General features: G+C 58.1%; 20 protein-coding genes and 1 riboswitch. Of the genes, 4 read left to right on the top strand and 16 right to left on the bottom strand.

What is annotated here, in order from left to right:
- Positions 1 to 36: 36 nt before the first annotated feature.
- Complete coding sequence (locus tag AALG83_06585; protein ID MEY8382822.1) at positions 37 to 1,707, top strand: glutamine--tRNA ligase/YqeY domain fusion protein; 1,671 nt, start codon at positions 37 to 39, stop codon at positions 1,705 to 1,707.
- Positions 1,708 to 1,719: 12 nt separating this feature from the next.
- Complete coding sequence (gltX, locus tag AALG83_06580; GenBank protein MEY8382821.1) at positions 1,720 to 3,177, top strand: glutamate--tRNA ligase; 1,458 nt, start codon at positions 1,720 to 1,722, stop codon at positions 3,175 to 3,177.
- Between the two features lie 64 nt (positions 3,178 to 3,241).
- Here the strand turns inward: gltX and AALG83_06575 are convergent, their stop codons facing one another.
- From AALG83_06575 to AALG83_06565, 3 genes are all read right to left on the bottom strand, one after another.
- A complete protein-coding gene (locus AALG83_06575) occupies positions 3,242 to 3,550 on the bottom strand; it encodes a zinc ribbon domain-containing protein (protein MEY8382820.1) in 309 nt (102 codons plus the stop codon).
- Between the two features lie 15 nt (positions 3,551 to 3,565).
- Positions 3,566 to 3,907, bottom strand: coding sequence for a hypothetical protein (locus AALG83_06570; protein MEY8382819.1), 342 nt, complete (start codon positions 3,905 to 3,907; stop codon positions 3,566 to 3,568).
- 373 nt (positions 3,908 to 4,280) lie between these two features.
- Positions 4,281 to 4,532, bottom strand: coding sequence for a hypothetical protein (locus AALG83_06565; GenBank protein MEY8382818.1), 252 nt, complete (start codon positions 4,530 to 4,532; stop codon positions 4,281 to 4,283).
- Between the two features lie 705 nt (positions 4,533 to 5,237).
- On the opposite strand from AALG83_06565, the gene AALG83_06560 reads away from it, so the two are divergent.
- Positions 5,238 to 5,498, top strand: a complete 261-nt coding sequence (locus tag AALG83_06560; protein MEY8382817.1) for a hypothetical protein — start codon at positions 5,238 to 5,240, stop codon at positions 5,496 to 5,498.
- Between the two features lie 33 nt (positions 5,499 to 5,531).
- Here the strand turns inward: AALG83_06560 and hisE are convergent, their stop codons facing one another.
- The 11 genes from hisE to mgtA form a co-directional block, all read right to left on the bottom strand.
- On the bottom strand, positions 5,532 to 5,858 hold the full coding sequence (gene hisE / locus AALG83_06555; GenBank protein MEY8382816.1) for a phosphoribosyl-ATP diphosphatase: 327 nt from the start codon (positions 5,856 to 5,858) through the stop codon (positions 5,532 to 5,534).
- Positions 5,855 to 6,184, bottom strand: a complete 330-nt coding sequence (gene hisI, locus AALG83_06550; GenBank protein MEY8382815.1) for a phosphoribosyl-AMP cyclohydrolase — start codon at positions 6,182 to 6,184, stop codon at positions 5,855 to 5,857. Before hisI ends, hisE begins: the two co-directional genes overlap by 4 nt.
- A 47-nt stretch (positions 6,185 to 6,231) precedes the next feature.
- Entirely contained in the window at positions 6,232 to 6,984 is a 753-nt protein-coding gene (gene hisF / locus AALG83_06545) for an imidazole glycerol phosphate synthase subunit HisF (GenBank protein ID MEY8382814.1), read from the bottom strand.
- A 13-nt stretch (positions 6,985 to 6,997) separates the two neighbouring features.
- On the bottom strand, positions 6,998 to 7,717 hold the full coding sequence (hisA, locus tag AALG83_06540; protein ID MEY8382813.1) for a 1-(5-phosphoribosyl)-5-[(5-phosphoribosylamino)methylideneamino]imidazole-4-carboxamide isomerase: 720 nt from the start codon (positions 7,715 to 7,717) through the stop codon (positions 6,998 to 7,000).
- Entirely contained in the window at positions 7,714 to 8,328 is a 615-nt protein-coding gene (gene hisH, locus AALG83_06535) for an imidazole glycerol phosphate synthase subunit HisH (GenBank protein MEY8382812.1), read from the bottom strand. The genes hisA and hisH overlap by 4 nt, the downstream gene beginning before the upstream one ends.
- Positions 8,325 to 8,906, bottom strand: a complete 582-nt coding sequence (gene hisB / locus AALG83_06530; protein ID MEY8382811.1) for an imidazoleglycerol-phosphate dehydratase HisB — start codon at positions 8,904 to 8,906, stop codon at positions 8,325 to 8,327. Before hisB ends, hisH begins: the two co-directional genes overlap by 4 nt.
- Positions 8,903 to 9,940: an aminotransferase class I/II-fold pyridoxal phosphate-dependent enzyme gene (locus tag AALG83_06525; GenBank protein MEY8382810.1), complete on the bottom strand. Its 1,038-nt coding sequence runs from the start codon at positions 9,938 to 9,940 to the stop codon at positions 8,903 to 8,905. Before AALG83_06525 ends, hisB begins: the two co-directional genes overlap by 4 nt.
- A gap of 12 nt (positions 9,941 to 9,952) precedes the next feature.
- Complete coding sequence (gene hisD / locus AALG83_06520; GenBank protein ID MEY8382809.1) at positions 9,953 to 11,242, bottom strand: histidinol dehydrogenase; 1,290 nt, start codon at positions 11,240 to 11,242, stop codon at positions 9,953 to 9,955.
- Positions 11,243 to 11,305: 63 nt separating this feature from the next.
- On the bottom strand, positions 11,306 to 11,920 hold the full coding sequence (gene hisG, locus AALG83_06515) for an ATP phosphoribosyltransferase (protein MEY8382808.1): 615 nt from the start codon (positions 11,918 to 11,920) through the stop codon (positions 11,306 to 11,308).
- On the bottom strand, positions 11,917 to 12,990 hold the full coding sequence (gene hisZ / locus AALG83_06510) for an ATP phosphoribosyltransferase regulatory subunit (protein ID MEY8382807.1): 1,074 nt from the start codon (positions 12,988 to 12,990) through the stop codon (positions 11,917 to 11,919). Before hisZ ends, hisG begins: the two co-directional genes overlap by 4 nt.
- Positions 12,991 to 13,199: 209 nt before the next feature.
- Positions 13,200 to 15,842, bottom strand: a complete 2,643-nt coding sequence (mgtA, locus tag AALG83_06505; protein ID MEY8382806.1) for a magnesium-translocating P-type ATPase — start codon at positions 15,840 to 15,842, stop codon at positions 13,200 to 13,202.
- A 242-nt stretch (positions 15,843 to 16,084) separates the two neighbouring features.
- A riboswitch (M-box (ykoK) riboswitch) is annotated at positions 16,085 to 16,242 on the bottom strand.
- A gap of 122 nt (positions 16,243 to 16,364) precedes the next feature.
- On the opposite strand from mgtA, the gene AALG83_06500 reads away from it, so the two are divergent.
- On the top strand, positions 16,365 to 16,886 hold the full coding sequence (locus AALG83_06500; GenBank protein ID MEY8382805.1) for a nitroreductase family protein: 522 nt from the start codon (positions 16,365 to 16,367) through the stop codon (positions 16,884 to 16,886).
- A gap of 262 nt (positions 16,887 to 17,148) precedes the next feature.
- Here the strand turns inward: AALG83_06500 and AALG83_06495 are convergent, their stop codons facing one another.
- Positions 17,149 to 18,507, bottom strand: a complete 1,359-nt coding sequence (locus tag AALG83_06495; GenBank protein MEY8382804.1) for a hemolysin family protein — start codon at positions 18,505 to 18,507, stop codon at positions 17,149 to 17,151.
- Between the two features lie 135 nt (positions 18,508 to 18,642).
- Positions 18,643 to 19,404 carry an amino acid ABC transporter ATP-binding protein gene (locus AALG83_06490; protein ID MEY8382803.1) on the bottom strand — a complete coding sequence of 254 codons (762 nt, stop codon included), beginning with the start codon at positions 19,402 to 19,404 and terminating at the stop codon, positions 18,643 to 18,645.
- Between the last annotated feature and the right edge of the window lie 5 nt (positions 19,405 to 19,409).

The raw sequence follows: 19,409 nt of genomic DNA, 5'->3' as shown, positions 1-19,409 counted from the left end.
TTATACTAGTCTATACGCAAGCGAAGGGAGAAAACAATGTCTGAGCATCTAACGCCGGAAACGGAAGAGAGAAAATCCAGAAACTTTATTGAGGAGATCATCGATGCAGATCTGGAAAGCGGCCGGGTGGCGCAGCTGCAAACCCGTTTCCCGCCGGAGCCCAACGGCTATCTGCATATCGGGCACGCCAAAGCGATCTGCCTGAACTTTTCCCTCGCGCAGCAATACGGGGGCAAGTGCAACCTGCGCTACGATGATACCAACCCCGCCAAAGAGGATGAAGAGTTCGTCCGCTCCATCGAGGAGGATATCCATTGGCTGGGCTTTGAGTGGGATAAGAAACTGCATGCCTCGGATTACTTCGACTATATGTTCGACTGCGCCGTGCTGCTCATCAAAAAGGGACTGGCCTATGTCTGCGACCTCTCCGCTGAAGAGATTCGCGCCTACCGCGGCACGCTCACCGAGCCGGGCAAGAACAGCCCCTACCGTGAGCGCAGCGTAGAGGAAAACCTGGAGCTTTTCTACGCCATGCGGGACGGCAAGTTCGCGGACGGCGAGAAGGTGCTCCGGGCGAAAATCGATATGAGCTCGCCCAACCTGAATATGAGAGACCCGGTCATCTACCGCATTTTGCGCAGCGAGCATCACCGCACGGGCAACCGCTGGATCATCTACCCGATGTACGACTATGCGCACCCGCTGGAGGATGCGTATGAGGGAATCACGCACTCCATCTGCACGCTGGAGTTCGAGGCGCACCGCCCGCTCTACGATTGGGTCATCGAGCACTGCGAATGCGATCCCGCGCCGCATCAGTATGAGTTTGCGCGGCTGAATCTGACGCGCACCATCATGAGCAAGCGCTATCTGAAAATGCTGGTGGATGAGGGCGTCGTCTCGGGGTGGGACGACCCGCGTATGCCCACCATCAGCGGCCTGCGCCGCCGGGGCTATACCCCTGCCGCCATCCGGGATTTCTGCTCCCGCATCGGCGTGGCCAAGGCCAACAGCGAGGTGGAAACCGCGCTATTAGAGCACTGCGTCCGGGAAGATCTCAACGCCCATGCGCCGCGGCTGATGGGCGTGCTGCGCCCGCTCAGGCTCATCATCGAAAACTACCCCGAGGGCAAAACCGAGATGATGACGGCAGAAGACCTGCCCGGCGGCGGGACTACGCACCAGGTCCCCTTCTCCAGAGAGCTGTATATCGAGCAGGAGGACTTCATGGAAGTCGCCCCGAATAGCAAATATTTCCGCCTGGCTGTGGGCAAGGAAGTGCGGCTGAAAAACGCCTATATCATCAAATGCGAGCGCGTCGAGAAGGATGAGGACGGCAATATCACGGCCGTCATCTGCTCCTACGACCCGCTCTCCAAAACCGGCGATGTCAACGCCTCCCGCAAAGTCAAGGGCACGCTGCACTGGGTGGATGCCGCCGCGGCTGTGCCCGCGGAATACCGCATCTATGACTACCTGCTCCGCGAGGGCGAGGGCGATTTCATGGAGCGGCTCAACCGGGATTCGGTGCAGGTTCTGCACGGCTTTATCGAGCCGCAGATTTTGAAGGCCAAGCCGGAAGACAAGTTCCAGCTCATGCGCATGGGCTATTTCTGCGCAGACCGCCGGGATTTCTCGCAGGGGCATGTGGTTTTAAACCAGATCGTCGGCCTGAAGGATACGTTTGCAAAAGTAGTAAAGAAATAAACGGAGAGTAGTATGACAGTCAGAACGAGATTCGCCCCCAGCCCCACCGGCTATCTGCATATCGGCGGGCTGCGGACGGCGCTTTATGCCTGGCTCTATGCCAGAAAGAATAACGGGCAGTTCATCCTGCGCATCGAGGATACGGATCGCAACCGCCTGGTAGACGAAGCCAGCGAGATCATCTACCGCACGCTGCGCGATACTGGCCTGACCTACGACGAAGGACCGGATGTGGGCGGGGAGTTTGGCCCGTATATCCAGAGCGACCGGCAGGAGATCTATCAGAAATACGCCGAGGAGCTGGTGGAGCGGGGCGCGGCCTACTACTGCTTCTGCAAAAAGGATCGGCTGGAGCAGATGCGCAGCGAGGCAGAGCAAAAGGGGCAGGTGGCCAAATACGATAAGCACTGCCTCTCCCTCTCCAAAGAGGAGGTGCGCGCGCGCATCGCGGCCGGGGAGGAATACGTCATCCGCCAAAACATCCCCACTGAGGGCGAGACGGTCTATGAGGATATGGTCTACGGCAGGATTGCCGTCCCCATGGCAGATCTGGAGGATAACATCCTGCTCAAGAGCGACGGCTGGCCGACGTATAACCTGGCCAACGTCATCGACGACCACCTGATGGGCATCACGCATGTCATCCGGGGCATCGAGTATCTTTCCTCCACGCCAAAGTATAACCTGCTCTACGACGCCCTGGGCTGGGAGCGGCCCAAGTATATCCATCTGCCGCCCGTCATGAAGGATAAGAACCGCAAGCTCTCCAAGCGCCACGGCGATGCTTCCTATGAGGATTTCATCGCCAAGGGCTATCTCAAAGAGGCGATTTTGAACTACATCGCGCTGCTGGGCTGGAGCCCGGCGGGCGAGCGGGAGATCTATTCGCTGGAAGAGCTGGCCCAGGTGTTCGACCTTTCGGGCATCAGCAAATCCTCCGCGATTTTCGATGTGGATAAGCTGACCTGGATGAACGGCGAGTATATCCGCGCACTTTCCCAGGAAGAGTTTTTGGAGCGGGCCAAGCCGTATCTGGATGCGGCGCTGAAAAAGGAGTTCGACCGGGCCAAAATCGCGAAGCTCATCCAGCCCCGGCTGGAGACGCTCACGCAGATTGAAGAGAAGGTTTCCTTCCTAAATGAGATGCCGGATTACAGCCTGGAGCTTTATGCGCATAAGAAGATGAAAACCACGCCGGAGAACTCCCTGCCCATTCTGCTGGAGGCGCGGGAGGCGCTGGAGCAGGTGGAGGAGTTTACCAACGACGCGCTCTATGCGGCGCTCTGCGCGCTGGCCGAGAAGCTGGAAGTGAAAAACGGCAGAGTGCTCTGGCCGGTGCGCGTGGCGATTTCGGGCACGGCAGTAACCCCGGGCGGCGCGACCGAGCTGGCCGAGATTCTGGGCCGGCAGGAGACGCTCTCCCGCATGGATGCCAGCATCGAGAAGCTAAAGCGCGAGCTTGGGCAGTAGAGAAAAAATGCAAAAGCACACGGCAAGAGCCGTGTGCTTTTTTGGTATGCGGTGCGCGGGATTTTTAATGAATTAAGTTGTTCCAAAGCTCTTGTTTGAGCAATGCGGCCAGAATGAGAGAGCCAAAGCCGATGAGAAAGCGCCAAAAGAGAGATAGGCCCTGTGATTCCGGCTCGCTTTGGAACCGGTCTCTGTCCTCATAGGCGCCTTTGGACGAATCGGGGATATGCGGCAGGGAAGCATAAGGGGAAGGCTTTGGCGCAGAGGCCGGCGCGGAGGCAGGTTCGGCGTTCTCCGCCAGCGGTTTGCCGCAGCGAATGCAGAATTTGGACTGCTCCGGGCTGTCGGCCCCGCAAAAAGAACAATGTTTCATAATAGTAACCTCGCTTTAATAAATATCGTTGATGCGCACACGAATACCATCCGAAGCTTGAGCGTGGAGGGAATTCATGTGCACAGGCAAGCAATAGGAGATTTTGTTATTGCGCACGGCTACCGTATCCGTAGCCGAAGTCACGAAGGAGTCGCCCCAGTAGATAGAGACAGTAATATTTGCCTGGGAAAACTGTGTCTTTGAATCAATATAGATGGTGCCTTGAATAAGATATGTATTCGCCCCATGGCCGCCGCTTAGCTGTGCATCCCCGCCCAGCCGATAGGTATAGGGCGCGGAAGTGGGAGACGGTGAGCCGCCGCTCTGGCCCTTTCCAATGCCTATTTGTATGAACAAAAAGAGGGCACAGATGCAAACAGCGATGAGCCCGGCCCCGCCCAGCAGTGCAGGCCATCGGGATTTTTTAGGAGAAGTTTTTCTGCCTTTGGCGGAAGAGGGAATACGCGGCAAGGCGGCGTAGGGCGAGGGCCGGGAAACGCCGGAAGCAGATGGCGCCGCGCCTGAGAAGACGCTCGCTCTTTGCGCGGGTGCGCTTGCCGGCCATGCGCTCTGGCCTTGCCGGGCAGGGCCCGCCGCTGTCGGTTGCCCGCCGGAAAGCGGAGCGCCGCATCGAATGCAGAATCTGGAATTGTCTGGGCTTTGATCAAAGCCGCAGGAAGGGCATTTTTTCATAAAAACCTCGTTGTCTTGGATGGACGGGTGCGTCTGGCTACAAGTCTGACAGCCGCAAAATCACGTCATAGTAATCCACGTTTCGCATTTGGCTGGGGTGCATATCGCAAAGGATGCGGAATTTGATCTCCGAGCCGTAAACCAGCACATCCGCCGTGCAATCCTGCAAAAGATGGTCGTTTTCGTCGTAAAGCTCGACGGTAACGCTGCCATTCATGATAGCGGAGGAGGAATACAGTTTGAGTTCTCCGAACACATAAACCTTATCTCCGCTGGCGCTTTCTTCCATGTCAATCTCCACAATCTCAAAATCCCAGGAAGGTTTTTTTGAGGGAGCAGGCCGCTCGGAGGGCCGGGAGACGGGCCTGGAGGGAACAGCGGGGGCTGGGCCTGTGCTGCCGCCTGGAAAAGAAGCTTGCGGGTTCAAACCGGGATGAGAGCCTTCAAGCCCGGAGCTGGAGATGCAATACCAAAACAGCCCAACAGTGCATAAAATAAACGCTAAGATAACCCCCATTCCTTTGAACAGCTCATTTGTCTTGCTGCGCTGGGGTGCGCGCCCGCCTTTGGCCGAAGCGGGAATATGCGGCAAGGCGGCATAGGGCGAGGGCCGGGAAACGCCGGATGCAGATGGTGCCGCGCTTGAGAAGACGCCCGTTCTTTGTGTGGGCGCATCCGCTGGCCGCGCGCTTTGGCTTTGCTGGGCATCGCCCGCCGGTTGCCCGCCGGAAAGCGGAGCACCACAGCGAATACAGAATCTGGAATTGTCGGGGCTTTGATCAAAGCCGCAGGAAGGGCATTTTTTCATAAAAACCTCTGGCCGGCGTCTCGGCTGCTGCGCAAACCTGGAGCCGGAATGGAGCATCGGAAGATACGCCGCTGCGCCGGTCTTTCAGCTGAGCGATATCCCCGGGTGTTGGAAAGGACGCTTACTCCATTTTGTGGGGGCCGTTTAGCGACTATGCTAGGCCCCCATAGGAGGCGCATAAAACGCGTGTGGAAAAAAGGGATGCCGCACGGCGCATTCGCCGGATTATCCCTCTGCCGCGCCCGGCAAAAGGCGGATACTGCCGATTTTATGCCGCGCCTCCCTGTGCAGAGAAAAACGCGCCTTGGAAAACAAACCGGGCAGGGCTTTGCGGTGCATTCAAAAAATAATGGGAACATAGTTTCTGCTATAAATTATAGAAAAATCAAGGAAGATAGTCAATATATAGGCGAAAACAATGATAAAATAGCGGAAAATGAAAAATAAAAAAGAGCCGCTTGGCTCTTTTTTGCATCCGGCTTATGTGTTGTGGTCGACTTTTTTCATCTGCTTCAGGTTGCCGATTTTCTGTGCGCGGGCATCCAGCTCTGCCATGACCTGCTCCAGCGGCAGGCCGGTCTCTGCCAGCAGGACCATCAGGTGATAGAGCAAGTCGCAGACTTCGCCGCAAAGGGGCTCGTGCGCGCCGTTCTTTGCCGCGATGATGACTTCGCCCGTCTCCTCCGCCACTTTTTTGAGAATCTTATCCAGGCCCTGCTCAAAAAGATAGCAGGTGTAGGAGCCCTCGGCAGGGCTTTGCCTGCGGCTCTGGATGACGTCGTACAGCGATTTTAATGTCTCTTTCATTTCTCTTCCTCCATGCAAAAACTGCGGTAAAAACAGGTGCGACTGCCGGTATGGCAGGCCGGGCCGGCGGGCTTTACCAGCAGCAGAATGGTATCCTCGTCGCAGTCGTAAAGCGCCTGCTGAACAAACTGGAAATTGCCCGAAGTCTCCCCCTTCACCCAAAGGCTCTGGCGGCTGCGGCTATAGAAGGTGCTCTTTTTTGTTTGCAGCGTCTGCTCCAGCGCCTGCCGGTTCATATAGGCCAGCATGAGCACTTCCCGGCTTTCGGCATCCTGCACGATGGCCGGGATGAGCTCGGACTTTTTGAAAAACTGATCTAGATTCATGGTTTACTCCTTGCGGTTTTGATGCGGCAGGCCGCCCTGCCTGTTTTTTACAGCCGGATGGCCACGCCGCGCTCCTTGAGATACCGCTTGAGCTCTGGAATAGGCAGCTCGCGGAAATGGAAGAGCGTCGCCGCAAGAGCCGCGTCTGCCCCGGCCTGAAAGGTATCGTAGAAATGCGCAGGCGTGCCGCCCCCGCCGGATGCGATGACAGGGATATCCACGACTTTGGTAACCGCGGAAATGAGATCGTTGTCAAACCCGGCCTTGGTGCCGTCTGCATCCATGGAAGTGATGAGCAGTTCCCCGGCGCCCAGCTCTGCCGCTTCCTTGGCCCAGGCGATGGCGTCCATGCCCGTATCGATGCGGCCGCCGTTGATATAGACGTGATAGCCGTCTGCTGTGCGCTTGGCGTCGATGGCGCAGACCACGCACTGCGAACCGAACTTTTCCGCCGCTTTGGAGAGCAGAGCCTTATCCCGCAGCGCCGCGGAGTTGACCGAGATTTTATCTGCCCCGGCCAGCAGCAGCGTCCGGAAGTCCTCCACTGTGCGGATGCCGCCGCCCACCGTCAGCGGGACGAACAGCTCTTTTGCCGCCTTTTCCACCAGCCGGGCAAACGTCCCCCGGCCCTCGTGCGTCGCGGTGATATCCAGAAAGGTAACCTCATCCGCGCCCACTTCGTTATAATATTTGGCGTTTTCCACGATGTCTCCCGCATCCCGCAGGGAGACGAAGTTCACGCCCTTGACGACCCGCCCGTCTTTGACGTCCAGGCAGGGAATGATTCTCTTTGCAAGCATTGCATACCTCCGGTTACTTGGCCGCTTCCAGCGCTTCTTCCAGCTTCAGCGTCCCTGCATAGAGAGATTTGCCGCAGATGGCGCCGTATAGATTCATGGCCTGCAGCGCCCGGATATCCGCCAAATCCTTGATGCCGCCGCTGGCCACCAGATTGACCCCCGGCGCAGCCTGCGAGATGGCGGCGAGCATCTGTGTGCAGGGGCCGGCCAGCGTGCCGTCCCGGCTGATATCCGTGGCGATGATGGTCTTGCAGCCAAGATCCGTCACTTGCTCCGCGAACGTCAGATAGGGGAGCCCGGAATTCTCCGTCCAGCCGGATGTGGCGACAAAGCCATCCTTGGCATCGATGCCCACGGCGATTTTTTCACCGTATTCCCGCAGTGCCTGGGCCAGAAAGGCGAGATCCGTCGCCGCAGAGCCCAGGATGACCCGGGAAATGCCCAGCCCCAGCGCGGCATCGATATCCGCCATGGTGCGGATGCCGCCTCCCAGTTCCACGGGAATGCTCAGCGCCTGGCAAACATCCGCCACAGCCGCCCGGTTTTCCTCTCTGCCGGCGCCGCCCTTAGCGCCGTCCAGATCCACCATATGCAGATACTGCGCCCCGGCCTGCTCGAAGCCAAGGGCCGTTTCCAGCGGGCTCTCGGCCACCTGATGCGCCGTGCCGTATTCTCCTTTGACCAGCCGGACGCATCTGCCGCCCAGCAGGTCAATCGCAGGAAGCAAAATCATAGGTTTTCTCCTTTGCAGAAGTTTTCCAGAATGCGCAGGCCGGTCTCGTGGCTCTTTTCTGGGTGGAACTGCGCGCCGTAGACGGGCAAAGCCGGGCTTTTGACCAGCGCCGGAATGGCTTCGCCATACTGCGTGCCGGCCAGGATATTTTCCGGCGCAGTCTCCGCCCGGAAGGAGTGCACGAAATACACATAATCCCCGGAAGAGACACCCTGCAAGATGGGGCTCTGCTGGGTTAGGCTCAAATCGTTCCAGCCGATATGCGGAATTTTCAGCCCCTTGGCATCGATGGGGACGACGCCGCCCGAAATGAGGGCGAGCCCCGCCGTTTTTCCGTATTCCAGGCTGTATTCAAACAAAAGCTGCATGCCTAGGCAGATGCCCAGCAGCGGCTTGCCCCCGCGGCACTGCCGCAGAATTTCCTGCTTCAGGCCGGAAGCTTCCAGCGCCTGCATGGCATCGGGAAACGCGCCCACGCCTGGGAGAATCAGCCGGTCTGCCGCCTGCAAATCCGCCGGATCCCGGGTGATTTTGCCGGGCACGCCCAGATGCTCCAGGGCGTTGCAGACGCTGTGCAGGTTGCCCATGCCGTAATCGATTACCGCTATCATAGCACGCCTTTCGTGGAGAGCAGCGCCGCAGAGGGCTGCATTGCCTGGGAAATGCTGCGGGCAAAGGCCTTGAAAAGCCCTTCGACTTTGTGGTGATCGTTAGCTCCATAGAGCACTTCCAGATGCAGGGTGGTTTTGGAGCTATAGGTAAAGGCGTAGAAAAATTCTTCCACCATGCAGACGTCCAGCGCGCCGATGCTCTGGTTCTTAAAATCCGCGCGGAACACCAGATAGGGCCGGCCGGAAATATCGATGACCGAGCGGCAGAGGCATTCATCCATGGGCACATACGACTGCCCGTAGCGCGCCAGGGGCGCATCGCCCAGCGCCTGCCGGAAGGCCGTGCCAAATACGATGCCCAAATCCTCGATGCTGTGGTGGCAGTCCACCTCGTAATCCCCGGCAAGAGAGAGGTTCATATTCATATTGCCGTGCACGCACAGCGCCGTCAGCATGTGGTCGAAAAAGCCGATGCCGCTGCTGCCCGTAAACGTGCCGGGCTGGCCGGCCTCCAGCAGCTCCAGGCTCAGCGTGATATCCGTCTCTTTGGTTTTCCTCGAACAAGATGCGCTTCTCATTTTTGTTCCTCCGTCATTTTTTCCAGCGCCGCATACAGCGCGCCAAGCTCCTCCTCGAAGGAGGCGGTAATGCGCAGGGCATTCTGGCCGAACAGCCGGATGATGATGCCCTGTTCCTTTAAATATTCATAGATCTGCGCGGCGTTTTCCGTCTCCAGATAGACGAAGTTGGTATGCGTCGGGAAGACGCACGCCCCGGGCAGCAGCTGCTTGAGCCGGCGCTCCAGCCTGCGCGCCTGCCCCATGAGGAATACGCCGTGGTTTTCCCCCTGCTCCAGCAGGATGCGGCCCATGATCTGCGCGGGCGTGCTCACGTTATACGGGCTTCGGGCGGTATTGAGCGCCGAGATGAGGGCGGGGTTTGAAACCGCGAAGCCCAGCCGCAGGCCGGCCGCGCCCCAAGCCTTGGAGAGCGTGCGCAAGACGATGAGGTTGGAAAGCGCCGGCGCATCGCCCAGCAGGGTTTGATCCCAAAAATCCATATACGCTTCATCCACCAGGAAGAGCACATCTTCCCGCTTTTGGATGAGGGGCAGGAGATTCGCCCGGGAAATGCCGGAGCCGGTTGGGTTGCAGGGGTTGGAGAAGATGACGGCCTTTGCGCCGCTCTGCTCCAGGGCCGCTTCCAGCTCTGCCCCGCCAAACTCCGCGCCCCGCTGGCAGGAAGCCAGGTTGATTTCCGAAAGCTCGGCATAAAAGCGGTACATGGAAAAATCCGGCGAAGCCAGCAGCAGTGTATCCCCCTTGGCAAGGAAGGAGGAGAGCAGCAGGCTGATGAGCTCGTCCGATCCGTTCCCGGCCATGATAAAGCAGGATTCGATGCCGTAGCGCGCCCCGAAGGCCGCGCAGAGGCCGGCGGCGCTGGCATCGGGATAGCGGTTGAGCGGGGTGATGACCAGCTCGTGCAGGAACGCCTCTTTGGTCAGCAGGGACAAATCGAAGGGGCTCTCGTTGGCATCCAGCCGGATGGCATAGCTGCCTGCGCTTGGGGCATAGGGCGTCATACTGCGCAGTTTTTCGGGAAGTAAATTCATGGTTTCCTCCTGCTACTGTTCCTGTTCTTTGCGGATGCGCACAGAGGCGGCGTGGGCCGTCAGCCCTTCCACCTGGGCAAAGCGCATGATATCCTCGGCATCCTCCAAAAGCGCCTGTTTTTCATAGCAAAGATAGCTCATTTTCTTCAAAAATGCGTCTACGGAGAGCGGGGAAGAGAACCGCGCCGTGCCGTTGGTGGGCAAAACGTGGTTGGTGCCCGCGAAGTAATCGCCCAGCGGCTCGGGGGCATATTGCCCGAGGAAGATACTGCCCGCGTTTTTGACGTTTGCCAGATCCGCGTAAGGGTCTTTGGTTAAAATCTCCAGATGCTCGGGGGCGATGGTATTGGCGATGGCAAAGCCATCCTCCATGCTGGGCACGATGACGGCCCCGGAGTAGTTTTTTAGAGACTGCGCGATGATCTCCCGGCGGGAGAGCGCGGCCATCTGCTCCTGGATGCAGGCCGAAACCTGCTCTGCCAGAGCCCGGCTGGTCGTGATGAGCACGGCGCTGGCCAGCGCATCGTGCTCCAGCTGGGAGAGCAAGTCTGCCGCGGCATAGGCGGGGTTGGCCGTCTCGTCTGCCAGCACCAGCACTTCGCTGGGTCCGGCGATCATATCGATATCCACGATGCCGTAAACCTGCCGCTTTGCCTCGGCCACGAACACATTGCCCGGGCCGACGATCTTATCCACCGCCGGGATAGACTGCGTTCCATAGGCCAGCGCGGCCACGGCCTGGGCGCCGCCGACTGTGAAAATCCGGCTTACGCCCGCGATTTTGGCCGCGGCGACCACCGCCGGGCTTATGCCCTCGGCCTTGGGCGGCGTTACCAGCACAATCTCGCCCACGCCCGCAACTGCCGCGGGAATGCAGTTCATGAGCACGGTGGAGGGATAGGCCGCCGTCCCGCCCGGAACATAGACGCCCACCCGCTCCAGCGGGCGCACGATGCGGCCCAGCATCCGGCCGTTTTCCCGCACCTCGTAGCCTGTGCACAGCTGTTTTTCGTGATAAGCGCGGATATTGGCCGCGGCTTTTTGCATGGTGGCAAAAAGCGCCGGGTCTACTGCCGCAAGGCAGTTTTCGATCTCCTGCTCGGAAAGGCAGAGAGAGGAGAGGGAGACGCCGTCGAACTGCTGGCAATAGCGCAAAAGCGCCGCGTCGCCCTGGGCGCGGACGTCTTCAATCACCCGGCGGACTTTCTGCGCAATTTCCTGCGTCTCGCTGCCCGCCCTGGATTCCAGCGCGGCAAAAAGCGCCTTCTCTTCCCCTTTGGATGCGTCAAATATTTTTAACATGGAATGTTTCCTCCATCTTCCTTCTTCTATCATACCAGATTTTGCGCCGCCCGGCGCATTTTTCTAGAGCACTGCCGCCATTTTTGCCGCAAAGGCGGAAATCTCTTCGTTCTTCAGCTTCATGGCCGCGCTGTTGACGATGAGCCTTGCAGATAATTCGGCGACGTCTTCATACACGCACAGGCCGTTTTCCCGCAGGGTGTCGCCCGTCTCGACGATATCGATGATGGCGTCTGCCAGCCCTAAAATGGGCGCCAGCTCCACAGACCCTTCGATTTTGATGATCTCGCAGTCCACATTTTTGCTGGCCAGGAATCGGCGGGAGACATTGGGATACTTGGTGGCGATGGCCTTATGGCTATAGCCTTCGTAGAAGTTTTTCCCGGCGATGCCCGCCAGAGCAAAGCGGCATTTGCCAAAGCCCAGATCCAGCAGCTCGTAGAAGCTGCCTCCCTGCTCCATGATGGTATCCCGGCCCACGATGCCCGCATCGCAGACGCCGCTCTGCACATAGGTGATGACGTCCGGCGCCTTTGCCAGAATGATCTCCAGGTTGCCGCAGCAGAAAACCAGCCGGCGCCCCTTGTCCCGGACGGGGGAGACGTCGTATCCGCAGGCTTCCAGCAGATCCAGAGCCTTTTTTTCAATTCTTCCTTTGGTGAGTGCCAGCTTAATCATGCGTCCCTCCCGATGTTTTTGAGATATTCTCCGGCCCGGCGGATATCCTGGCTGCCCGCCCTAAAATCGATGGGGAAAGCGGCCGGGGCGGCGGGCTTTTCCTTGGCCGCGGCAGCCTCCGAGAGGTTGAGCGCAAAGCCGCAGGCAGGCAGGGGATAGCCGAAGCTGCCCAGCAGGTTGTCGTAGCGCCCGCCCGATAGCACTTCCTCGCCGATGCCGCCCTGATAGCCCTTAAAGACCAGGCCGGTGTAGTAGTCGATATTCTGGACGATGCCCAGATCGATGATGATGCGCTCGCCGTATCCCGCGTCCGAAAACGCCTGATAGACGGATTCCAGATACGAGAGGATAGCCAGCGCCCGCTGGTTGCCCTCTGCCAGCTCCCGGGCTTTTTTCAGCACATCCGCTCCCCCGCAGAGCCTGGGCAGAACTGCCGCCAGCTCCACGGCCTTGGCCGCCACGGCGTTGAGCGAGAAGGAAAAGCCGCTGCTGTTTTTGGCCGCGATATAGTTTTTCAGATCCGCCCGCTCGGATTGGCTGATCTGCTCGTCGAAGAGCAGAATCTCAAAGAAATTGGCATAGCCGATCTCGATTTTGTAATCCTGGCTGCAAGCGGCCATGGTTTGCAGGGCGGTAAACAGGCAGCAGAGGTCTTCCGCCTCCGGGTCGCCGCCTAGAATCTCCACGCCGCTCTGCAAAATCTCGCTGCGCCGGGCGTGATACGCATCGCCGGCGCGGTAGACATTCTGGCTATAGCAGATTTTCAGCGGAAGCGCCGCATCCCGCAGCTTGGAAGAGGCCACCCGGGCGATGGGGGAGGTGTTATCCGGCCGCAGGGCCACCAGCCGCCCGCTGCGATCCGTAAACTGGAAAATCTCCTCCTGGGGGATGCACTGGCGGTCGTGGTCGAACACATCGCAGTATTCCAGCGTGGGCGTGCAGACGGGGGAGAACCCCAGCCGGGCATAGAGCTCCATCAGCTCGGCTTCCAGCCTGCGCTGAGCCAAGACCTCTTCAAAGATCAAATCCCGCGTTCCTTCGGGGACGTTTTTCTGAATGATTTTAGACACGTTATCTCTCCTATAATTTACTACGCTACTATATTATCTTATTATCATAGTGAATTTTACCACTCTTTCGCGCCTCCGTCAATGCTTTTGCAGGAAAAAATGCAAAAGAGGGGCGGCGGCGCGCCCGGCCCTTTTTATGCCGCGCCTGCCCGGCAAATGCGGCATAGAAAAAGCCCTCCGTTTTAGGCGGAAGGCTTTTGGAGCACGCTTTAGAGCCAATGCCCATTGGCCCGCTTATAAAAGCGCTTGATGATCTGCGCGCCCAGGCAGTATCCCGCCAGCAGAACGGCCAGCCAGGGCAGGAAGGCGGCGGGCAGAGCCGCCATATCCAGATAGGCCGCAAAGCCGCCAAAGCCGATGCCGATGGTCAGCGCGGAGAAGAGCAGGGTAGTGGCCAGCAGAAGGCCGGCCGGCCTGCTCTGGGCAAAGGGAACCCTCTCTGTGCGGATCATGTGCACCACGAGAATCTGCGAGAGCGTCCCGTAGACGAAGTTGCCGCATTGGAACAGCGCGGCGTTCTGCACGGTATTCGCGCCCATGGCCCACCAGAGCACGCCGTAGCAGCAGAGGTCGAAGAGCGAGGAGAGCGGCCCCATGGAAAACATGAATTTCTGGATGCTGGCCGTATCCCACTTATGCGGCGCTTTGAGATAGGAATCGTCCACCCGGTCAAAGGGGATGCCCAGCTGGGCGAAGTCGCAGAGCAGGTTTTGGGCCAGAATCTGCACGGGCTTTAAGGGCAGGAAGGGGAACAGGATGCTGGCCAGTACCACGGAGATCATGTTGCCAAAATTGCCGCTGGCCGCCATCTTGATGTATTTCATGATGTTGCCAAAGGTTCTGCGCCCTTCCAGCACGCCTTGCTCCAAAACCATCAGATCCTTTTTCATCAGGATGATATCTGCCGTCTCTTTGGCGATATCCACGGCGCTGTCCACCGAGATGCCGACGTCGCTCTGGCGCATGGCCAGGGTGTCGTTGATGCCGTCGCCCATGTAGCCCACGGTGTGCCCATTGGCCTGAAACGCGGCCACGACCCGCTGTTTCTGCGCCGGGGAGAGCTTGGAGAACAGGCAGCATTCCCGCACGGCTTTGCAAAGGGCCTTGTCGCTCATGGCCTCCACGTCCACCCCCGTCAGGCGGTGCTCCGTATCCACGCCGACTTTGCCGCAAACCTTCACGGCCACGCCCTCGCTGTCGCCCGTTAAGACCACGACTTTGACGCCGTGCTCCTGGAGCGCGGTGATGGCCTGGGCGGCGCTCTGCTTGGGCGGGTCTAAAAAGCCGATGAAGCCCAGCAGAACCATATCCTTTTCATCGCTGGTATCAAATGCGCCTGCCTCGCGGATCTCGTTTTTCTGAGCCACGGCCAGCATACGAAGGCCATCGAAGTTGTGCTTCGCATAAACCTGCTGGGCCAGGGCGCGGTGCGCATCGTCCAGCGGACGGATCTCCCCGCCAAAATCCGCATACGAGCAGATGGCCAGCACTTCCTCCACGGCCCCTTTGGTGATGAGCTGGCGCTTGCCGGAAGAATTTTCCAGAACCACGCTCATGCGGCGGCGGGAGAAATCGAAAGGAATCTCGTCCACATGCCGGTATTCCTCCAGCAGGCCGCCCAGCCCGTTTTTCTTGGCCCGCTCGATGACGGCCACATCGATGAGGTTTTTCAGCCCCGTCTGGAAGTAGCTGTTCAAAAAGGCGTGGCGCAGCACGCGCTGGTCGTCGTCGCCGTTCAAATCCATGTATTTTTCCAGGACGATCTTGTCCTCGGTCAGCGTGCCCGTCTTGTCCGTGCAGAGCACGTCCATCTCGCCGAACGTCTGAATGGCGGAAAGCGTCTTGACGATGGTCTCGTGCTTTGCCATATTGACGGCGCCCTTGGCCAGCGTAGACGTCATGATGACGGGCAGCATCTCGGGCGTCAGCCCGACTGCGATGCTCACGGCAAAGAGCAGGGCGTTGCCCCAGTCGTTTTTGAAAAAGCCGTTGATGAGGAAAATCACGGGCACCATGATGAACATGAAGCGCAGCAATAACTTGCTCACAGAATCCACGCCCTGCTCGAAGCTGTTCTTGGCCCGGTCGCCCGAGAGCGCCTTGGCCATGGAGCCGAAATACGTCTGGCCGCCCGTGGCCGCGACTACCGCCGTGGCGCTGCCGCTGACCATGTTGCTGCCCATGAAGCCCAGGTTTGCGATATCCGTCAGCGCGTCCGAGCCGCCCTTGGGCCTATTGAATTTCTCCACCGGGTTGGATTCCCCCGTCAGCGCCGACTGGGCCACGAAGGCATCCTTGGCCGTGAGGAACAGCACATCGCCGGGCAGCATATCCCCGGCCGAGAGCCGCACGATATCCCCCGGGACGATTTGCGCCATATTAAGCTCGGTATAGACGCCGTTGCGCAGCACATCCGCCTTGTTGGAAATCATGGCCGAGAGCTTGGCGGCGGCCGCAGAGCTGCGCTCGCTCTGGATGAACGAGATGACGCTGGAAACCAAAACCAGCCCGATGATGACAAGCACCGTCGCCCAGTCCGGCCGGGCCGAGAGCATGACGTCCGTGATAAACGTAATCGCGGCAACGAGAAATAGAACGATGTTGAAGGGGTTGATAAACGCCTCTGTCAGCCGGGAGAGAAAGCTACTCTGCTCGCCGGATGCGATGACGTTCTCGCCGAATTCCTCCAATCGCTCCTCGGCCTGCTCGTCCGTCAGGCCGGAATGCAGGGTAACGAGAGAAGAGAGCGCGTCGTCCGTGGGCAGATATGCCAGGTGCCGGAGCCTTGCTTCGCTTTCGCTTCTCTTTTGCTGCATGGATACTCTATCTACTTTTTTTCGAAATAAACTCATGCGATTCAATCCTTTCATACTAGTTTTTGCAATCGTCAACTAAATATGAACAGGACAGAAGAACATGCTAGCTAAAAATGCCGAGGGAGAACAATGGCAAGGGCACATCGTCGTCGCTTTGCAGCAAGGTAAGCAGGCAGTTTCCACTGTGGCTGTTCCGCATACTGTGGCTTATCAATGTTCTCACCTCCATTCAAAATGCAAAATAAAAGCCTTTGCGCGATGGCAAAGGCACAATAACCGACCAGAACCATCGTCCGAGTTTTAGCTCATAGGGGCAATGAAACTGCATTAGAGCACGCCTTGCATCGACATGCTCTGCTCACCAGCTATTGATGTCTCCATCAGGTCACGGCAGCAGCCCGTATCCGCTATGTAGCCTCACCTACCGATTTCGGTACACTTCAAGCATAGCTCATTTTAGGAGCGCTGTCAATCGCCTGAAAAATTTTTTTGGCCGGGAAGCGCGCTCTGGGCAAAGCCGGCGCGGCGTGGTATGATAAGAAAAAAGGAGGGGTTATCATGGAATTTTTAGAACTCGCAAAAAAGCGGTATTCCGTCCGCAGTTTTTCCAAAAAGCCGGTGGAGCCGGAGAAGCTGGCAGCGGTTTTGCAGGTAGGCCGGCTGGCGCCCACAGCGACCAACGCCCAGCCCCAGCGCATTTTGGTTCTGCAAGGCCAGGAGGAGATGCAAAAGCTGGCCGAGTGCACCAAGTTTACCTTCGATGCGCCCATGGCGCTGGTGGTCTGTGCGGATAAGGGGCAGGCCTGGGTGCGCGGGCATGACGGCAAGAATCACGCGGAAATCGACGCCTGCATCGTCGCCACGCATATGATGCTGGCCGCGGCAGAGCTTGGCCTTGGGAGCACGTGGGTGGGCGTATTTCAGCCGGAACGCGTCGCCCAGGAATTCGGCGCCCCGGAAAATTTTGTCATCACGGCAATTCTGCCCATGGGCTACCCGGCAGAGGATGCGAAGCCCAGCGACAGGCACGAAAAGAGAAAGCCGCTGGAAGAGACGGTCTGCTACCACTCGTTTTCCTAGGAAAGCGCAAAAAAGCAGCGCGGGAATGCCGCGCTGCTTTTTGTGTGGTCATTAGAAAAGGGGATTTGTGTTGGCGTGTTCGATAAGCTGTGAGACGATATACTGAAAATTCATAGCAGACTGAATTTTTGAGAGATGCAGCCGGGTATGAAAGCCGGCAGGCGTCTGAAAATCTAAAACGCCATAGCGGCAGATGTCCTGAATTCTCCCCACAAAAAAGAGCCGCGGAACATTCCGCGGCTCCAGTTCTGCCGGTGAAAGGCTATTTTTCTTCTTTGGCCGAGTCACTCTGCTCGATTTTGGAGACGACCGCCCACTCGATGCGGCGATCTTTGATCTCCTGCACCTCGATATGCAGGCCCGCAATATCCAGCGCAGGCGTGCTGCCATCCTCCGGAACGGCGCTGAGAGAATCCAAAATCATGCCGCCCAGGGTGTCGTATTCATCGTCCTCCGGGAGATCCATGCCGAGCGCTTCGGCGATGCTCTCGATATCCGCGCTGCCGGCGATGCGCCAGCGGTTTTCCCCCAGCGGGAGAATTTCCGTCTCGTCCATCGGGTCGAACTCGTCGTAAATATTGCCGACGATCTGCTCCAGCAGGTCCTCCATGGTAACCAGGCCGCTGGTGCCGCCGTATTCATCCACGACGATGGCCATGTGCGTTTTGGTGTTCTGCATATTGCGGAACAAGATATCCGTCTGCACCGTCTCGGGCACGAAGTAGGCCGGGCGCAGCAGCTCTGCCAGGGGCAGCGGCTGCTCCTTCTGCGCGTTGATCAGATAATCCCGGGTATTGAGAATCCCCTTCACGTCATCTGCATCTTCCTCGCAGACCGGGAAACGCGAAAGGCCGGTTTCCTCGATGCGCGCCAGAATCTGCTCGGGGCTGTCGTCCAGCCAGATGACTTCCATATCCGTGCGGTGGATCATGATATCCTCGGCAGACTGGTTGTTGAACTCGAAAATATTTTCGATCATCTCTTTCTCACCGGCCTCGATGGCGCCTTTCTCTTCGCCGATATCCACCATCATGCGGATCTCGTCTTCCGAGACTTCTTCCTCCTCCGCGTTCGGGTCGATGCCGAAGAGGCGAAGCAGGCCGTTGGTCGAGACTGTGAGCAGCCAGGTGATGGGGCGCAGGAAGGCCGCGAAAAAGGTGACAACGCCGCAGGCAAACCGTGCGACGCCCTCGGGCTTTTTCATGGCGATGCGCTTTGGAACAAGCTCACCCAGCACGAGCGTGAAATAAGACAGGATAATGGTGATCACGATGACCGCCAAAGTATTGAGCGTTTTTTCGGAAATCCCTGTCACTTGCAAATCGTCCACAAGCCATCTGGTGATGGGCCCGGCAAAACTATCCGCAGCAAATGCGGAGCCCAAAAAGCCGGCCAGCGTAATCGCGATCTGGATGGTGGATAAAAACTGCGTGGGCTGCTCGACAATGCGAAGGAGCCGCTTGCTTTTCTTATCCCCTGCCTCCGCATCCCGGCGCAGGCGGTTTTCGTTGAGCGAAACCACGGCCAGCTCGGTGGCGGCAAAGAACGCGTTGACTAGAATGAGAACAAATTGCAGAATAAGTTGAGGCCATATAGGGTCAGGCGACAAAGGATCTGGCAAAGAGTATTCCCCCTTTAAAATAGTAAAATATTTCTCTGATGCGTTTACACAGAGATTAGCACTTATTATACCATAATTTTTGCGAAAGTACAGCAAAATCACCGCCGGAAAGCGGTGATTTTAAAGCGAAAAGAATCAAATTTCCTCGAATTTCTGTAAAAACTGCATCATACGCGCGCTTTTGCCCTTGCCCAGCACTTTTTCTGGGCTACCTTCGGCCGCCACAATGCCGCCATCCAAAAAAAGGATGCGATCTGCGACGCTCTTGGCAAATGCCATCTCGTGCGTAACGATGACCATGGTCATCTTTTCCTTGGCCAGCTCCCGGATGACTTTCAAAATCTCGCCCGTCAGCTCGGGATCCAGGGCGGAGGTAGGCTCGTCGAAAAAGAGGATTTCCGGCTCCAGCGCCATTGCCCGGGCAATGGCTACCCGCTGTTTTTGGCCGCCTGAGAGCTGGTAGGGGTAGGCATCGGCCCTCTCGGCCAGGCCGACTTTTTGCAGCAGCGCCCGGGCCTTTTGCTCGGCCTGCTCTCTGCTTTGCCCGGCCACGCGGATGGGGGCAGCCGTGATGTTTTCCAGCACGGAAAGGTGCGGAAAGAGGTTGAAATTCTGAAAAACCAGGCCGGTTTTGCGCTGAAGCGCCCTAAGCGTCTTTTTCTCGGCATAGACGGCAGGGCTGCCCTGAGCCAGCACCTGATCGCAGATTTCGATGCTGCCTGAATCGATGGTCTCCAGCATGAGCGCACAGCGCAGCAGCGTGGATTTGCCCGAGCCGGAAGGGCCGATGATGGCGACGACTTCGCCCTGATCGACGCAGAGGCTGACGCCCTTTAATACGGCGGTATCCCCAAAGCGCTTGGTGATATTTTGCATGGAAAGAAGCGGCTTTTTCATAAAAA

The organism is Christensenellaceae bacterium 44-20 (assembly GCA_041223705.1).
Classification (GTDB): Bacteria; Bacillota; Clostridia; order Christensenellales; family Christensenellaceae; genus QANA01.
Note: the sequence above shows the minus strand (reverse complement) of the source record. Positions and strands in the feature narration are given on the sequence as shown.

Coding starts and splice junctions, on each gene's coding strand:
- AALG83_06585 (MEY8382822.1), top strand. CDS start 37: ATGTCTGAGCATCTAACGCCGGAAACGGAAGAGAGAAAATCCAGAAAC.
- gltX (MEY8382821.1), top strand. CDS start 1,720: ATGACAGTCAGAACGAGATTCGCCCCCAGCCCCACCGGCTATCTGCAT.
- AALG83_06575 (MEY8382820.1), bottom strand. CDS start 3,550: ATGAAACATTGTTCTTTTTGCGGGGCCGACAGCCCGGAGCAGTCCAAA.
- AALG83_06565 (MEY8382818.1), bottom strand. CDS start 4,532: ATGGAAGAAAGCGCCAGCGGAGATAAGGTTTATGTGTTCGGAGAACTC.
- hisE (MEY8382816.1), bottom strand. CDS start 5,858: ATGAAAGAGACATTAAAATCGCTGTACGACGTCATCCAGAGCCGCAGG.
- hisI (MEY8382815.1), bottom strand. CDS start 6,184: ATGAATCTAGATCAGTTTTTCAAAAAGTCCGAGCTCATCCCGGCCATC.
- hisF (MEY8382814.1), bottom strand. CDS start 6,984: ATGCTTGCAAAGAGAATCATTCCCTGCCTGGACGTCAAAGACGGGCGG.
- hisA (MEY8382813.1), bottom strand. CDS start 7,717: ATGATTTTGCTTCCTGCGATTGACCTGCTGGGCGGCAGATGCGTCCGG.
- hisH (MEY8382812.1), bottom strand. CDS start 8,328: ATGATAGCGGTAATCGATTACGGCATGGGCAACCTGCACAGCGTCTGC.
- hisB (MEY8382811.1), bottom strand. CDS start 8,906: ATGAGAAGCGCATCTTGTTCGAGGAAAACCAAAGAGACGGATATCACG.
- AALG83_06525 (MEY8382810.1), bottom strand. CDS start 9,940: ATGAATTTACTTCCCGAAAAACTGCGCAGTATGACGCCCTATGCCCCA.
- hisD (MEY8382809.1), bottom strand. CDS start 11,242: ATGTTAAAAATATTTGACGCATCCAAAGGGGAAGAGAAGGCGCTTTTT.
- hisG (MEY8382808.1), bottom strand. CDS start 11,920: ATGATTAAGCTGGCACTCACCAAAGGAAGAATTGAAAAAAAGGCTCTG.
- mgtA (MEY8382806.1), bottom strand. CDS start 15,842: ATGAGTTTATTTCGAAAAAAAGTAGATAGAGTATCCATGCAGCAAAAG.
- AALG83_06500 (MEY8382805.1), top strand. CDS start 16,365: ATGGAATTTTTAGAACTCGCAAAAAAGCGGTATTCCGTCCGCAGTTTT.
- AALG83_06490 (MEY8382803.1), bottom strand. CDS start 19,404: ATGAAAAAGCCGCTTCTTTCCATGCAAAATATCACCAAGCGCTTTGGG.